General features: G+C 39.9%; 10 protein-coding genes and 2 pseudogenes. 9 read left to right on the top strand and 3 right to left on the bottom strand.

Features of this window, described 5'->3' with window-relative positions:
- Nucleotides 1-24: 24 nt before the first annotated feature.
- A pseudogene (locus tag V757_RS23825) lies at nt 25-771 on the bottom strand (aminotransferase class I/II-fold pyridoxal phosphate-dependent enzyme); the annotation flags it as partial.
- A gap of 127 nt (nt 772-898) precedes the next feature.
- Here V757_RS23825 and V757_RS23820 point away from each other — a divergent pair.
- The 4 genes from V757_RS23820 to V757_RS23805 all read left to right on the top strand — a co-directional run bounded on the left by V757_RS23820 (nt 899) and on the right by V757_RS23805 (nt 4,877).
- Entirely contained in the window at nt 899-1,513 is a 615-nt protein-coding gene (locus tag V757_RS23820) for a hypothetical protein (RefSeq protein ID WP_147628871.1), read from the top strand.
- A 65-nt stretch (nt 1,514-1,578) separates the two neighbouring features.
- Nucleotides 1,579-1,803, top strand: coding sequence for a hypothetical protein (locus V757_RS23815; RefSeq protein WP_023951901.1), 225 nt, complete (start codon nt 1,579-1,581; stop codon nt 1,801-1,803).
- 161 nt (nt 1,804-1,964) lie between these two features.
- On the top strand, nt 1,965-4,262 hold the full coding sequence (locus V757_RS23810) for an NADP-dependent malic enzyme (RefSeq protein ID WP_023951898.1): 2,298 nt from the start codon (nt 1,965-1,967) through the stop codon (nt 4,260-4,262).
- A gap of 147 nt (nt 4,263-4,409) precedes the next feature.
- Nucleotides 4,410-4,877 carry a barstar family protein gene (locus V757_RS23805; protein WP_023951896.1) on the top strand — a complete coding sequence of 156 codons (468 nt, stop codon included), beginning with the start codon at nt 4,410-4,412 and terminating at the stop codon, nt 4,875-4,877.
- A gap of 49 nt (nt 4,878-4,926) precedes the next feature.
- Here the strand turns inward: V757_RS23805 and V757_RS29785 are convergent, their stop codons facing one another.
- Nucleotides 4,927-5,079, bottom strand: a complete 153-nt coding sequence (locus V757_RS29785) for an RsmE family RNA methyltransferase (RefSeq protein ID WP_315970385.1) — start codon at nt 5,077-5,079, stop codon at nt 4,927-4,929.
- A 13-nt stretch (nt 5,080-5,092) separates the two neighbouring features.
- The gene (locus V757_RS23800; RefSeq protein ID WP_315970384.1) at nt 5,093-5,659 is read right to left on the bottom strand and encodes an RsmE family RNA methyltransferase; all 567 of its coding nucleotides are present in this window, start codon (nt 5,657-5,659) and stop codon (nt 5,093-5,095) included.
- Nucleotides 5,660-5,734: 75 nt separating this feature from the next.
- Here V757_RS23800 and tkt point away from each other — a divergent pair, with 75 nt between their 5' ends.
- From tkt to V757_RS23775, 5 genes and pseudogenes are all read left to right on the top strand, one after another.
- Complete coding sequence (gene tkt / locus V757_RS23795) at nt 5,735-7,786, top strand: transketolase (protein WP_023951894.1); 2,052 nt, start codon at nt 5,735-5,737, stop codon at nt 7,784-7,786.
- Nucleotides 7,787-7,800: 14 nt separating this feature from the next.
- Complete coding sequence (gene gap, locus V757_RS23790; RefSeq protein ID WP_023951892.1) at nt 7,801-8,811, top strand: type I glyceraldehyde-3-phosphate dehydrogenase; 1,011 nt, start codon at nt 7,801-7,803, stop codon at nt 8,809-8,811.
- 97 nt (nt 8,812-8,908) lie between these two features.
- Nucleotides 8,909-10,103 (top strand): annotated as a pseudogene (locus V757_RS23785) (phosphoglycerate kinase).
- 34 nt (nt 10,104-10,137) lie between these two features.
- Nucleotides 10,138-13,764 carry an alpha-2-macroglobulin family protein gene (locus V757_RS23780; RefSeq protein ID WP_023951890.1) on the top strand — a complete coding sequence of 1,209 codons (3,627 nt, stop codon included), beginning with the start codon at nt 10,138-10,140 and terminating at the stop codon, nt 13,762-13,764.
- On the top strand, nt 13,721-15,712 hold the full coding sequence (locus tag V757_RS23775; RefSeq protein WP_147628870.1) for an alpha-2-macroglobulin family protein: 1,992 nt from the start codon (nt 13,721-13,723) through the stop codon (nt 15,710-15,712). The genes V757_RS23780 and V757_RS23775 overlap by 44 nt, the downstream gene beginning before the upstream one ends.
- Nucleotides 15,713-15,732: the final 20 nt, after the last annotated feature.

Here is a 15,732-nt window from a genome sequence, read left to right as displayed (position 1 = left end):
TCAGCTAGGTGAGGTATCAAAATACTTGGGCGCAATAATCCAACCAAGACGCCAACCAGTCATATTAAAGAATTTAGAAAAACTATTAATAATGATAATGTCATCATCCAAAGCAAGCCCAGATTTAGGTTTACCGTCATAGCTTAGGCCTAGATAAATTTCGTCAAGAATAACAAAACCATTTTTTGATTTAACCAAAGCGAGTATTTTTTTTAATTCATCTTCGGTAATGCTTGTTCCGGTAGGATTACTTGGAGAAGCGATTAATACGCCTTTGGTTGTATCACTCCAATTTGCCGCAATTGAGTCTGCACTTAATTGAAAGCGTTCCTCTGGATAGCAAGGAATGAGCTTTGTGGTTGCACCTGTGCATAGAATAAAATTAAAGTTGGCCGGATAATAAGGGTCAGGCATTAATACCTCATCACCAGGATTGAGGAGACCCATACACGCTAGTGATAATGCACCAGAAGCACCAGTGGTCACAATGACTTGTTCATGAGTAATAGATGTACCAAACTCTTTGTTGTAATAATCAGCAATACACATCCGTAAAGGTGTAATTCCTAATGATGGGCTATAGCCACTTAACCCCGCAGAAGCGGCTTTGTGCAAAGTATTTACAACAATTGGTGGAGCGGTAAAATCAGGTTCACCAATACCTAAGCTAATAATATCTTTGCCTTGTTCACGCAAGGCTTGTGCTTGTTTGGTTATTTCTACGGCTTGAAAGGTAACTGCCTGATGTACTCTAGAAGCAACATTTAACATAACAATAATAACACTATCGTTGGTGGTAAGAAGTAATGCTACATTTTAGTTTGTTGTGCTTTTGTTGTGGGTTTTATTAGAGAAACTCGTTAAAATTAGCTATCTTTTTAGTTGAAAAATGCTAGGTATGGATAGGCGTTCATTTTTACAGTTTGGTCGTTCAGGGGTATTGCCAGAAACCCCTTGGGATCTTTTTTGTCATCGCTTACAACGAACTGTACGGGGTGACTTTAAACGGTTAGATGGTCTTAATGAGGCTTATCACGCTGCTCAAATATGTATCTATCGATTGGCAGACATACAGCATATTTATGCGTTATGTCGAGAATATGAGGTTGCTATGGTACTTGATGGATTTGCCTCCCCTCAAACGGTCCATACCCGTGATTTGCTCATGGTGCAATTTAGTCCATCGTTAAATATAATTGAGGAATTAGGAGAACAAGCATGCCTAGCACAACCTTCGGTGACAGCAGGGCAGTTACTTGCGCTTGGTTATTATCAATTTAGCCGGGTTCCTGCGGAGATGACGATTGCACAATGGTTTGCTAGTCCTCTTTACCATGATTGCCGACCTTATTTTAGTTTTTTATCAGGGGTAGAAAGAATCAATGCCATCTTTGCTGATGGTTCACAAGCCGTTGTAGGTGGATTTGGTGTGGATGATCGTTCAGTCCTCTCAGTACCTATATTAAGTCGTTGTATCCCCAATTTATTTGAATTACTAAGGAGGATAGCGTAGAAATACAGTTAGCAAGTGATTATTGGCCGTATAGTTATCGTCTAGATTCGTTGAAAAAGAACTTGGTGGATATCAATATCGCACTGTTTTTTCAGGGACATCAGGGGCGTATAATTTGGGTACAACAATGGGTAATTCGTAAAATTCCGCAAGATGTACTATTACTTAAAGCGCAGCTACCTGAAGAGGAGTGTGCTGATTCGGAGAGTATTGCTCGCATCAATGACAGAATAAAAGGGCTTTTTGATCCTACGGGTATCTTTTTGTATGATGATGAGGTCATCGGGTAGTTTATTCGGTAGTTTTTGACGTCCCTCGCCCCAAAAGACTGAGTTTTACGGCACGGAGTTGATAAAACCCTATCAGACCTAATCGTCTCTATACACAAAGGTTGAATTTTTTAGTATATGATTTAAGCTTATAAAAAATATTGACCTCACAGGAATTAATGATGAAAGACACTTTACGCCAAGCAGCCTTGGAGTATCATAAGGCGGGGCGACCCGGTAAGATTACCGTAGTACCGACAAAACAATTATCTAATCAACGCGATTTAGCACTTGCTTATTCACCTGGGGTGGCTGCTGCTTGTGAAGAAATCGTCAAAGATCCAGCTAATGTGGTCCAATATACCAGCCGAGGTAATTTAGTTGGCGTAATTAGTAATGGTACGGCGGTTCTTGGCTTAGGAAATATTGGTGCTTTGGCATCTAAGCCTGTAATGGAAGGTAAAGCTGTATTATTCAAAAAATTTGCTGGTATTGATGTCTTTGATATTGAAATTAATGAAACTGACCCTGAAAAATTAGTACAAATAATCGCAGGGTTAGAGCCTACATTTGGTGGCATTAATTTAGAAGATATTAAGGCGCCGGAATGTTTCTATGTGGAACGTGAACTCCGCAAAAAAATGAATATCCCAGTGTTCCATGACGATCAACATGGTACAGCGATTTGTGTTACGTCGGCATTTATCAATGGTCTGGGTGTTGTTGGCAAGAATATTAGCGAGGTTAAAGTGGTGGTATCTGGTGCAGGTGCTGCTGCATTGGCGTGTCTAGACCTAATGGTTGATATGGGGCTACCTATTGAGAATATTTGGGTATCGGATATTGAAGGGGTTGTCTATAAAGGACGTACAACCTTGATGGATCCTGACAAAGAGCGTTTTGCACAAGAGATAGAAAAGCGCACACTAGCAGAAATTATTGTTGATGCGGATGTGTTTTTAGGCTTATCGGCAGGTAATGTGCTCAAGCCAGAAATGGTTAAAATGATGGCATCTAACCCATTAATCCTCGCTTTAGCAAATCCTAACCCCGAAATTTTACCAGAGGATGCTAAGGCAGCACGAGGTGATGTGGTGATGGCAACAGGACGTTCAGATTACCCTAACCAAGTGAATAATGTACTTTGTTTCCCTTATATATTCCGTGGTGCATTAGACGTGGGTGCAACCACTATTACGCGGAATATGGAAAAAGCGGCTGTTTATGCTATTTGTAAATTAGCGAAAGAAGAGCAAAATGAAGTAGTTGCTGCGGCTTATGGAACAGTAGGCTTATCATATGGTCCAGAGTATTTTATACCTAAACCATTTGATCCTCGCTTAATTGTGCGTATTGCACCAGCTGTGGCTAAAGCAGCAATGGATGAAGGGGTCGCGACTCGTCCTATTGAGGATTTACAAACTTATGCTGAACAGTTGCAACAGTTTGTGTATTACTCTGGCTCATTTATGAAACCTATCTTTTCTATGGCGAGACGGTTCAAAAAAGAAGGTGGTAAAGATCGTATTGTCTTTACTGAAGGAGAGGATGAGCGCGTTCTACGAGCAATTCAAGTCTTGGTTGATGAAAAAGTATGTACGCCGATTCTTGTTGGTCGTCCTGCTGTTATTAAAACTCGTGTTCAACGCTATGGCTTACGTTTTGATTTGGATAAAGACGTGGAAGTTGTGGATAGCGAACATGATGAGCGCTATAACCGTTATTGGACAGAATATTGGGAAATCATGCGTCGTCGTGGAGTTTCCAAAGAATTTGCACGCCTAGAAGTACGTCGTCGATCTACTTTGGTAGGTGCATTGATGGTTCGCTTTGGTGAAGCTGACGGTATGATTTGTGGCACTATCGGTCGTTATAGTAATCATTTAGAGTTAATTGATCAAGTATTAGGTAAAGCACCGGGTGTATCAACTTATGCTGCGATGAATATTATCTTGACGCAAGAGTCTATGATTGCTATTGCCGATACACACATTAATGCTCAACCAAATGCACAAGAATTGGCAGAGATAGCGGTTATGTCTGCACGAGAAATGCGTTACTTGCAATTGGATCCTAAGGTAGCACTTGTTTCAAGTTCAAACTATGGTACAGATAAACCAAGTTCTGGGCAAACAATGCGTGATGCACTAGAGATTGCTAGAGAGTTGGATCCTACGTTAGAAATTGATGGCGAAATGCATGTAGATACGGCATTAGATGAGAAATTACGTCAACGCGTTATGCCAGATAGTCCATTAAAAGGTGCAGCAAACTTATTAATTTGCCCTAATGTGGATGCAAGTAATATTGCGTATAATTTATTAAAAGTGAGCGCAGGCAGTAATGTTGCCATTGGTCCATTCTTATTAGGAACAAGTGCACCAGTACATATTTTAACGGCGAGCTCTACGGTGAGACGTATTGTTAATATGGCTGCATTAGCTGTGGTTGATGCTAACACGCGTAAAGATGGTAACTAATCACTAAGGTAGCAACGCTGAAGTTCTCGGCTATTAAAAAAATTATTACTAGCTGAGAATTTTTTGTAAAAAATTATTGACGTTGAGGTAGTTAAACAATTACATTTCTTTAAAAGAAAATAAACTGCACCCGAAACAGGAGGACTAATGGCAAAAAAATTGACCCCTAAGCAGGAAATTGAGCAAGGTGGTGAGCTGCCCAAAGCATGGCTTAACAAACAAGACGAGTTGCTTAATCAACTAGATGAAATGGGTTTGGCAATATTTACCATAGATTGCTCTAAAGCTAGAAACTTATCAGCGTTGTTAAGGGCGTTTGCTAAAGGAGTTGATTACCCTGTATTTTTTGGTAAAGATTTGGACGCATTTTATGATTGTTTAGTGGAAACTGTTGCTGAACAAAAAGCAGGTTGCGTGTTATGGGTTCAAGAGTTGCATTCAGCCGACCCTAGTTTAAAAGCCGATGTTGCAGAAATATTTTTAATATTAAATGAAGTGGTAAAAAATGCCCAAGAACATAAGAAAATTTTTGCATTCGTTGTTGAGCATGCAGGTAAATTAAGTGCGCCAGAACCGGGTGTTGAGCCTCAAAAATATGCTGAGGCCGCAGAGTAATTAGTAGTTATGTACGCCCACTTGTGTTATGAATAAAGAGAGTGGGTATTTAAATTAGATTGAGTAAACTAGCACTAGCACTGACTAGGGCAATTCCAGCTGTCTCCGTGCGTAATATACGCTCACCAAAGCGAATGGCTAAAGCGTCTTGTTGAACAATAGTGTTAATTTCCTTACTTGACCATCCTCCTTCTGGACCAATAAAAAAACTTAAGCTATGTGGTTTTTGTTTCAGAGAGCACAGTGGTTAATGATTGTGCTGCCTCAGGGTCAGCCACAAGCTTTAGTGTGTCTTGTAAAAATACAAAACAGTCTTTTAAAGCAACTACTGGTGTTAGTGTCATCAGTGTATTGCGTCCACATTGTTCACTTGCTGATTGGATAATACTTTGCCAATGCAATTGTCTTTTTTCTAGACGTGCTCCCGATAGTTGCAACACAGAGCGTTCCGCTTGGATGGGAATAAATTGTGAGACTCCCATTTCAACCGCTTTTTCAATAATCCAATCCATCTTATCACCAGAAGCGAGTGCTTGAACAAGCGTAATTTTTGTGGATAAATCTCTATTCGTATCTCGAAAGCAATCAATTTCTGCTAAAGCTTCACCTTTGTTAAATCGCAAAATCCCTTCATATTCTCCACCTTTACCATTAAATAGCACAATACGGTCACCTTCTCGTAGCCGTAATGCTCTACCTGCATGATGAGCCACCGTAGCTGGTAATGCAATAATAGAGTTATTTTCAATTGGAATAGGGCAGAAAAAACGTGGTAAGGTCATTATCAGTCAAATAAAATTGTTTACAAGTGTTAAAATTATACGTTGAAAAAGTTTGTCAGACCTAACAGGACTCAAATGAACACACAATCGACTATTCAGCCAACGGTTTTGGCTAATGCTATCCGTGCATTATCAATGGATGCTGTTCAACAAGCTAACTCTGGTCATCCAGGCGCCCCAATGGGTATGGCAGAAATTGCCGTGGCTTTATGGCATCGTCATCTAAAGCATAATCCTACTAATCCCCAATGGTTTAATCGAGACCGTTTTGTTTTATCTAATGGTCATGGATCTATGCTTATTTATTCTTTGCTACATTTAACTGGTTATGATTTACCAATAAGTGAGTTAAAGAATTTTCGCCAATTACACTCAAAAACGCCAGGCCATCCTGAAGTTGGGATTACGGCTGGTGTAGAAACAACAACGGGTCCATTAGGTCAAGGTATTGCGAATGCAGTTGGTTTTGCATTAGCAGAGGCATTGTTAGCTGCTGAGTTTAATCGTGAAGGTCACGCTATCGTTGATCATTTTACCTACGCATTTGCGGGGGATGGTTGTTTGATGGAAGGTATTTCACATGAGGCCTTTTCATTAGCAGGAACATTAAAGTTAAGCAAGTTAATTGTGTTATACGATGACAATGGTATTTCCATTGATGGTAAAGTTTCCTCGTGGTTTGGGGACGATACGCCAAAACGCTTTGAGGCCTATGGTTGGAATGTTATTCGTGATGTAGATGGTCATAGTATTGATGCGGTCGATGCGGCAATTCAAGCCGCCAAAGACAATGCCCTAAAATCAGGTGCTGGTCCAACATTAATTTGTTGTAAGACAGTGATTGGCAAAGGCGCACCTACTATGCAAGGGTCAGAGAAAGTTCATGGTTCTCCATTAGGTGCGACAGAAGTTGCCGCAACACGTGAATCTTTAGGTTGGACAAATGCACCGTTTGAGATTCCAGCTGATATTATGCAAGCGTGGTGCCACAAAAAACAAGGTGCTGAGCAAGAAAATGCTTGGAATACACAATGGGTAGCGTATCAGCAAGCTTACCCAGAATTGGCGGCTGACTTCTCTCGGCGTATGCAAGGTGAATTACCCGCTGATTTTGCTGCACAATATAACAACTATTTGGAAGAAACCGTTAATAAAGCTGAAACAGTAGCAAGTCGCAAGGCTTCACAATTTGCTATTACTGCCTTAGCGCAAATTTTACCTGAATTCTTAGGTGGGTCAGCTGATTTAACAGGCTCAAATTTTACCGATTGGAAGGGTGTTGCTCCTGTACGAGCAGGTGATAGTGGCATTCAGTTAGGTCGTCATATTAATTATGGTGTAAGAGAGTTTGGTATGGCTGCCATTATGAATGGTATCGCATTACATGGTGGATTCTTACCCTATGGTGGTACGTTTTTAACGTTCTCTGACTATTCTCGTAATGCTATTCGTATGGCAGCCTTAATGAAACAACGAGTTGTGCATGTATTTACGCATGATTCGATTGGGCTTGGTGAAGACGGTCCAACGCATCAATCTATTGAGCATGCATGGAGTTTACGTCTCATCCCTAACTTAGATGTATGGCGTCCTTGTGATACGTATGAAACGGCAGTGGCATGGCAATCAGCCGTTAGTCGTCCTGCTAGTTTGGGTATGCAAGTCAAGAATGGTGGTCCAAGTGCATTATTGTTGTCACGTCAAAACTTGCCTTTTGTTACTCGAGATGAGAAAACAGCTGCTGACGTGGCTAAAGGTGGGTATATTCTTAAAGATACCGTTGATGCCAAAGCTGTGATTATTGCTACTGGCTCAGAAGTAGAGCTTGCTCTTAAAGCACAAGAATTATTGTCACAAGAAGGTATTAATACTCGAGTAGTATCAATGCCTAGTACAAATGTATTTGATCGTCAAACAAAAGATTATCAAGAACAAGTTATACCACTAAATTTACCAGCCGTAGCTGTGGAAGCAGGTTGTTCTGGTGCATGGTATAAATATGTTGGACGTCAAGGAGCGGTGGTTGGAATAGACTCATATGGAGAGTCTGCACCAGCTAGTGCGTTATTCAAGTATTTTGGATTAACTGCCGAAAATATTGCCCAAAAAGTCAAAGAGATTTTATAAATTAGGAGAAAAAAATGGCTATTCGTGTAGCGATTAATGGTTATGGTCGTATCGGACGTATGGTGTTACGTGCACACTATGAATATGGTAAAAAACACGATATCGAAATCGTGGCTATCAATGCATCAGGTTCTGCAGAAACTAATGTACATTTGACAAAATATGATACGACACATGGTCGCTTTAATGCAGACGTTTCATTGGACGGTGACTATATGGTGGTGAACGGTGACCGTATTCGTTTGTTTAGTACTCGTGATCCATTAGAATTACCATGGGCAGATTTAAATGTAGATGTTGTACTTGAATGTACAGGAGCCTTTACTTCAAAAGAAAAAGCTGGCTTACATTTACAGGCTGGTGCTAAAAAAGTGTTGATTTCAGCGCCGGGTGGTAAGGATGTGGATGCGACTGTTGTTTATGGTGTTAATCATGATGTATTAAAAGCAGAGCATACAGTAGTGTCTAACGCTTCTTGCACAACAAACTGCTTAGCCCCATTAGTTAAACCGTTACAAGATGCGATTGGCATCGAAAATGGTCTAATGACAACTATCCATGCTTACACTAATGACCAAGTGTTGATTGATGTACGTCATAAAGATTTACGTCGTGCTCGTTCTGCGACAACCAACCTTATTCCAACTAAAACGGGTGCAGCCGCTGCCGTTGGTCTCGTATTGCCAGAATTAAATGGTAAGTTGGATGGTTATGCGGTACGTGTGCCAACAATTAATGTTTCTATGGTGGATTTAACGTTTGTTGCAAAACGTGATACTAATATTGATGAAATTAATAAAGTATTAAAAGACGCATCTGAGGGGGCATTAAAAGGTATCTTAGCCTTTAATACAGATCCATTAGTGTCTTCAGACTTTAACCATACGGCAGTGTCTAGTACTTACGACGCTACGTTAACCAAGGTTAATGGTCGTTTAGTAAAAGTATCTGCTTGGTATGATAATGAGTGGGGCTTTTCTTGCCGTATGTTAGATACGACAGTCGCTATGATGAATGCTAAGTAATTTCGTCTTTAACCTATACATATTGGCTCTCATACAATGAATGGGAGCCTTTTTTCTAATTTCAACGATAATTCAAAAAATAAAATGGAGTGTCAGAATGCTAAATGTTAAAACATTATCCTCACTTACAAAGTCGGGTGAATTAAAAAATAAAAAAGTATTTATTCGTTCAGATTTAAATGTACCATTCAATGAACAAGGACAGATCACCGAAGATACAAGAATTAAAGCATCAATCCCTGCCATTAAGATGGCTTTAGATGCTGGTGCTGCGGTGATGGTTACATCGCACTTAGGGCGTCCTACAGAAGGCGTATTAAATGAGGAGGATTCATTAAAGCCTGTAGCAAAGCGTTTGTCAGAATTACTTGGTAGAGAAGTACCGCTTGTACAAAACTGGGTAGATGGTGTTGAGGTACAAGCAGGGGAAGTTGTTTTATTAGAGAACTGCCGTGTAAATGTTGGTGAGAAGAAAAATAACGAAGAACTCGCTAAAAAAATGGCTTCTTTGTGTGATATTTATGTTAATGATGCGTTTGGTACAGCCCATCGTGCAGAAGCAACGACTTATGGTATAGCTAAGTTTGCGCCGATTGCTTGTGCTGGTCCTTTATTAGAAGCTGAATTAACGGCTTTGGGGCGTGCATTAAAAGATCCAAAACGTCCATTAGTGGCGATTGTTGGTGGCTCAAAAGTATCTACTAAGTTATCAATTCTCCAGTCATTGGCAGAAAAAGTAGACCAACTTGTTGTGGGTGGTGGTATTGCCAATACATTTATGTTGCAAAAGGCCTTTCTATCGGTAAATCCTTGGCGGAGCAGACCAAATTGAGCAAGCCAAAGCTGTTATTGATTTAATGGAAAAACGTGGTGCTACGGTGCCTATCCCGACAGATGTTGTGGTTGGAAAAGAATTTGCTGCGACTACCCCTGCAATTGCCAAAAAAGCGACAGAGGTGGCTGAGGATGAAATGATTTTTGACATTGGTACTGAAACAGCGAATATCTTAGCAGAAATCATTAAAAAGGCAGGTACTATTGTGTGGAATGGACCAGTAGGCGTTTTTGAATTTGATCAGTTTGCCAAAGGAACAGAAACCATTTCTCGAGCGATTGCTGAGTCTTCTGGCTTCTCTATTGCTGGAGGCGGAGATACCTTAGCTGCTATCGCTAAATTTGATATTGCGGATAAGGTGGGTTATATATCTACAGGTGGAGGTGCTTTCTTAGAATTTTTAGAGGGAAAAGTATTACCAGCAGTAGAAATTTTAGAAAAACGTAACGATACATAGATTCCTATTTAAGATACTGATATAGGGGGAAAGAATGGCTTTATTTAAACATAAAGTGTTGATAACAACATTGCTGAGCCTATTTGTAGCGAGTACATTTGCACATGCTGAAATAGCTAATTTACAATCTGTTTATCCTAGTGACGGTGATGAGATTGATGAAGAACAAGCGTTTTTGTTGACATTTGAGGATGAGGTTAATCTTAAATCCCTCGAACAGCAGACTTTTTGCCAATCTACAAATATCGGTGAAGATATTCCTGTTCAACTTGTCTTAGGAAAAGATAGAGAACAAATCCTTAATCGTTTTCCTTGGATGGCGGCGGATAACCCAGCCAAAACCGCTATCGTTCAATGCGGTCGAAAATTGCCAACTGGAGCAAAAGTTAATTTAGTTATTAAAAAAGGCGTAGAAAGCAATACTGGCGATAAAACCTTAAGAGATTCTGTACTGTCTTATAAGGTGAGACCTCCATTTACAGTATTGTTTTCTTGTGAGCGTGTTAAATTAAAAACGCCTTGTTCTCCGTTAGGTGATTTTAGACTCTTGTTCAGTAGTTACGTTAAAAAAGAGATGGCTGATAAAATCAAAGTCACCGTTAATGACAAAGAAATTAAGCCTAGTCTCAAAAATGGTAATGAAGTAGAAACCTTAGTGGATAGTTTGGTATATAAAGGTCCATTTACACCAAATGCTAAGATTTGGGTTACTTTACCCGACAATATGCAAGACGATAGTGGACGTTTAGCACGGAATGCAAAAAAATTCCCGCTAGAATCAGGGTTTGGTGACTATCCTCCATTGCTAAAATTTTCAACAGGTAAGTTCGGCATTATTGAAACCTATGCTAATGCTAAACAAGTTGGAGCAAATTTAATGGAGCAACCTGCGTTGATTCCATTGACGGTGCGTAATGTAGAAAAAGAATTAGGTATCAATGGTAAATTAACCCCTGCAAAAGTTTCTCAGATTAAAGCCCAGAATCATGCTGATATCCGTAAATGGTTAAGTGTGATGGATTCTGTTGATGGGCAACGCACTATCAGTCCTAGAAATTTCGACCGTATCATGGAAGGGTTACCTACTGAGTATAGAGAAAATGAAGCAGAAGTAGATATACGTAATTTGTCTATATTAGAACATCAACAAGGGACAACACAGTTTCAATTACCTGCCTTAAGTGATACAAAGAATGATTCAGAAGTGATTGGTTTGCCTGTTTATCAGCCAGGATTTTATGTTTTTGAAGCACAATCACCACAGTTAGGTTCTATCCTAACTCAAGAGTCTAAGCCTATGTTTGTACGTACGGCAGCGTTAGTCACTAATATGGCTGTGCATTTCAAAACAGGTACAAACGATGCTATGGTCTGGGTTACTCGGCTAGAGGATTCTAAAGTTGTTCCAGATGCAGATGTGATGATTACCAGTTGCAATAATAAAGTGATTGCATCAGGAAAAACAAATCAAGATGGTATTTTTAAGTTCTCAGGAAAAATACCTCAAAATAAAGATTGTCCATATGATTACAATTATATGGCGAGTGCCAGTATCCCTGCGACTCATCCGATGTCTTATGGCGTTGCTGATTATTCATTTGCCATGAGTGATTGGAATAAAGGCATTCAAAATTGGCAATTTAATGTAGGGTCAAGTTATTCATCTTATGATAGCGATGATACAAAATTAATTATTCATCCTTTACTTAGCCGTACATTATTGCGAGCAGGCGAAACAGTAACGATTAAACATTTTGTACGCCAACAAACACCGAATGGTGTGGCTTTCCCGACGGCTCAAACAGTCTTACCAGACACGGTAGTATTTAACCTATCCGCTCTAGATGAACAAATTAAATTACCATTAAAGTGGCAAACTACTAAAAATGGTAGCCAATATGCCGAGACTACGTGGGTGGTGCCTAAAACAGCCAAAAATGGTGTATATGAGATTAGCTACCAACAAGGTGAAGATGAAAGTTGGGTAAATACTCATACGCCGACCGTTTCATTTCAGGTTGAGGAGTTTAAATTACCTTTCTTGAAAGGTAGTATCCAAGTAAATAGTGAGCAACAGCAGGGAGCTAAATTAATTAATCCTAAGTCATTAACGGCTAATGTTCAGGTAAGTTTTCTTGCTGGAGGTGCTGCCTCTGAGTTACCTATTGAAGTGTCTGCGGTAGCCATTCCAAGTGAGTTTACTGTTAATAATCTTGAGAATGTGAATTTTTCAAACTCTGTAGAGGATGAAGAAGTTAGTCGCAAGGTCTTTTTAGACAAGAAAAAATTAACCTTAGATAAGAATGGAAATAGTCAATTTGTAATTGATAACATTCCTCCTATTAAAGGTCAGACTGACTTATTGATTGAAGTTAGTTTTATGGATCCAAATGGACAAGTACAAACAATTTCGCAAAAAGTGAGTGCGGTGTCAGGTGCTGTAATTCCTGGGATACGTAGTGCGGCTTATTTTGAGCCAAACCAAGACTTCGAGTTTGAAGTGTTGACAGTTAATGCGGAAGGAAAACCTACAGCAAATATGCCAGTGACTGTTAATGCCACTAAGACAAAATATAATGTTGTACGTAAGCGTTTAGTGGGTGGTTTTTATACATATGACTCTAATCCTGTCGTAGAGAACCTTGGAGAGTTGTGCTCAGGTACTAGTAATAGTGAAGGGGTATTAAAATGTAAGGTACAACTCAAAGAGGAGGGGGAGTTAGATTTAACAGCGGTGGCCAAAGATGCTAATAATAATGAGTTCATCGTTAATTCTCCGCTATGGGTATTTGAAGGAGCCTCTTGGTATACCGGAAATGATACTGATAGAGTAGACGTTATTACTGATAAAAAAGAGTACAAAATCGGTGATGAGGCTGTTTTTGATGTACGTATTCCATTCAGTCAAGCAACGGCATTGGTGAGTATTGAGCGTGAAAATATTCTTGAATATAAAGTGGTTAATTTCGAGAAAAATAGTTCAACCTTTAAGCTTAAAGTTGAGCAAAATTGGTTGCCAAATGTTTATGTCAATGTGTTATCTGTGCGTGGAAGAATTCGTGGTGACAAAAGTGATGCAGGTAAAGTTTGGTTAGCCAATGATGAGCAATCTAATGGGGCAAGTACACTTATTGACTTAGCCAAACCATCATTCAGAATGGGTGTGGTAAAGGTTAATGTCGATAATTCTCAGCAAAAAATCGACCTAGCGTTGAAACTTGATAAGGCAGTTTATCAAGTGAAAGAAAAGGCAACCGTTGATATTTCTGCTACCTTGCCAAACAACCAACCTGCCAGTAATGCCAATGTAACCTTGTTTGTTGTTGATAAGGCATTATTGGAATTAGCAAAAAATAATACGACTGATTTATTGGCAGTGATGAACCCAGAACGTTCTTGGGATATCGAAACAGCGACAGCTCAAGGTGAGATTGTCGGACGACGTCACTATGGACGTAAGGCTATTCCTGCTGGTGGTGGCGGTGGTTTGGCACCAACACGCGAGTTATTCGATGCATTGGTATTTTGGAAAGCCAATCTTGTCCTAGATGATAAAGGAACGGCAAAAGTCGAATTCCCATTAAACGATAGTATTTCTCAATTTGAGGTAGTTGCTGTTGCTGAATCAGGTAATGACTTATTTAGGTACGCAAAAAATTGATTTGTCTAGTCGTCAAGACTTGCAGATTATTTCTGGATTACCGCTTGTCATTCGCGATGCCGATGCATTTGAAGCACAAATTACCCTAAGAAATACTACCGATAGAACGATGACGGTAACTGTAGATGGTAGTGTTAAGAAAGGGCATGATCAAGCATTATCGCTAGAGCCTAGAGAGGTGAGTATCCCTGCTGGTAGAGCACAGACAATGACATGGTCGGTAGATCCTATTCGATTAAGTGATACTGAGGGACGTCAGAACTTGGTATGGACATTTAATGCTAAAGAAGCTAATGCATCGGTTCAAAAACCCGCTCAAGATCGTGTAGTGATTAACCAAGCATTAATTCCTTATGTGCCTGTTACCATCAGAAATGCTCAGCTTATTAGTATTGCCGCCGATTCAAAGGGAACTAATGTGCCTATTCAAGCACCGACTAGGGCTTTAACCATTAATGATAAAGTTCGTGGCGGTATCCAAGTACAATTGCAGAAAAATCTAAGTGCCAGTCTTGATGGTGTAAAACGCTATTTTAAAGAGTATCCCTATATTTGCTTTGAACAACAAGCATCAGTAGCGTTAGGGTTAGATGACCATTCTGCTTGGAATGACTTGATGGCACAAATTTCTAGCTATATGGATGATTTAGGCTTTGTACGTTATTACCCATCAGCTTATCTACAAGGAAGCCCTTTACTCAATGCTTACCTATTATCTATTTCTGCAGAGTCAGCAAAAGTTGGGCAGCCATTTGAAATCCCTGAAAATGCTAGACAAAAAATGTTAGAAGCCTTGGTCAATTATTTACAAGGTAGAGTAAACCGTAACCGTGACTGGAAACCATTACCAGATTCAGTCGATTATCAATTGACTTTATTGGCGGCGGCGGCAAGATATAATGCCGTTACCCCTAATATGCTTGATAATTATTCATTAAATGATTCCTATACAGCCTTAGGTCTTGTTAATCTGTATACGATTTATCAGCATTTAGACGGTGTTGACCAGAAACAGGGACTGAAAATATTGCGTGAAGCTATTTTGAATAAAATGGTTAAACAAGGCGATAGTATGGTATTCAAAGAGGCGACTAAACTGAATGGTTTATGGTGGCTGATGGAGGATAACAAAACTGTCTTAGCCAGACTAATTTCCGCTGTAGCTAATGATCCAATGTGGAAAGAAGAGGTGCCGTATCTTACTAATGCTTTAGTTAAAGCACAGGATAAAGGTCAATGGGGTATGACGACTAATAATGTGTTAGGGGCGTTGGCGATTAAGAACTTTAGCCGAGTATTTGAGCGTGTCCCAGCGAGTGGTGAAGTTAATATTCGCATGAGTGGTGCTGGGTATGGTGAGCCACAACAGTGGAATGGCGTAGCATTGAATCAAACAATAGTTACGCCTTGGCTCGATAAAAAACCAGCCAATTTACACCTAAATTTAGCGGGTAAAGGAACGGTATGGGCAACAGTCTCAACACTAGCAGCAGTGAATCCTGTTGAGCCAACATATGCTGGTTATCGGGTAGAAAAGGTGATTGAGCCTGTCACACGACGACTTACTGGACAATGGTCAGTTGGCGATGTGTATCGTGTAAAAATTAAAATTACAGCCGATGCACCGATGACATGGGTAGTGCTAAGCGATCCTGTTCCAAGTGGATCAACTATTTTAGGTAGTGGTTTAGGTCGTGACTCTGCTATTTTATCGAATAGTCAGAATACCGAAGATAACTATCTAAATCCTGATTTTGTGGAACGTAAGGCGGATATTTATCGTGCCTATTATCAGTTCGTGGATCAGGGAGAGGTTAACCTTAGTTACACGGTGAGATTAAATAGTGTCGGTCGATTTACTATGCCACCAACACGAGTTGAAGGTATGTATGCACCGTCTGTATTTGGAGAAACAATTAATACTGACTTTTATGTGAAAACTCACTAATGACGAGTGAGTGAGAAAGC

Source organism: Pelistega indica (assembly GCF_000506865.1).
Lineage (GTDB): Bacteria > Pseudomonadota > Gammaproteobacteria > Burkholderiales > Burkholderiaceae_B > Taylorella > Taylorella indica.
This window is presented reverse-complemented; position numbering and strand designations above follow the sequence as displayed.

What these genes read in the sequence shown, in the direction of transcription:
- V757_RS23810 (WP_023951898.1), top strand. Translation starts at nt 1,965, where the DNA reads ATGAAAGACACTTTACGCCAAGCAGCCTTGGAGTATCATAAGGCGGGG.
- V757_RS23800 (WP_315970384.1), bottom strand. Translation starts at nt 5,659, where the DNA reads ATGACCTTACCACGTTTTTTCTGCCCTATTCCAATTGAAAATAACTCT.
- gap (WP_023951892.1), top strand. Translation starts at nt 7,801, where the DNA reads ATGGCTATTCGTGTAGCGATTAATGGTTATGGTCGTATCGGACGTATG.
- V757_RS23820 (WP_147628871.1), top strand. Translation starts at nt 899, where the DNA reads ATGGATAGGCGTTCATTTTTACAGTTTGGTCGTTCAGGGGTATTGCCA.
- V757_RS23780 (WP_023951890.1), top strand. Translation starts at nt 10,138, where the DNA reads ATGGCTTTATTTAAACATAAAGTGTTGATAACAACATTGCTGAGCCTA.
- tkt (WP_023951894.1), top strand. Translation starts at nt 5,735, where the DNA reads ATGAACACACAATCGACTATTCAGCCAACGGTTTTGGCTAATGCTATC.
- V757_RS23805 (WP_023951896.1), top strand. Translation starts at nt 4,410, where the DNA reads ATGGCAAAAAAATTGACCCCTAAGCAGGAAATTGAGCAAGGTGGTGAG.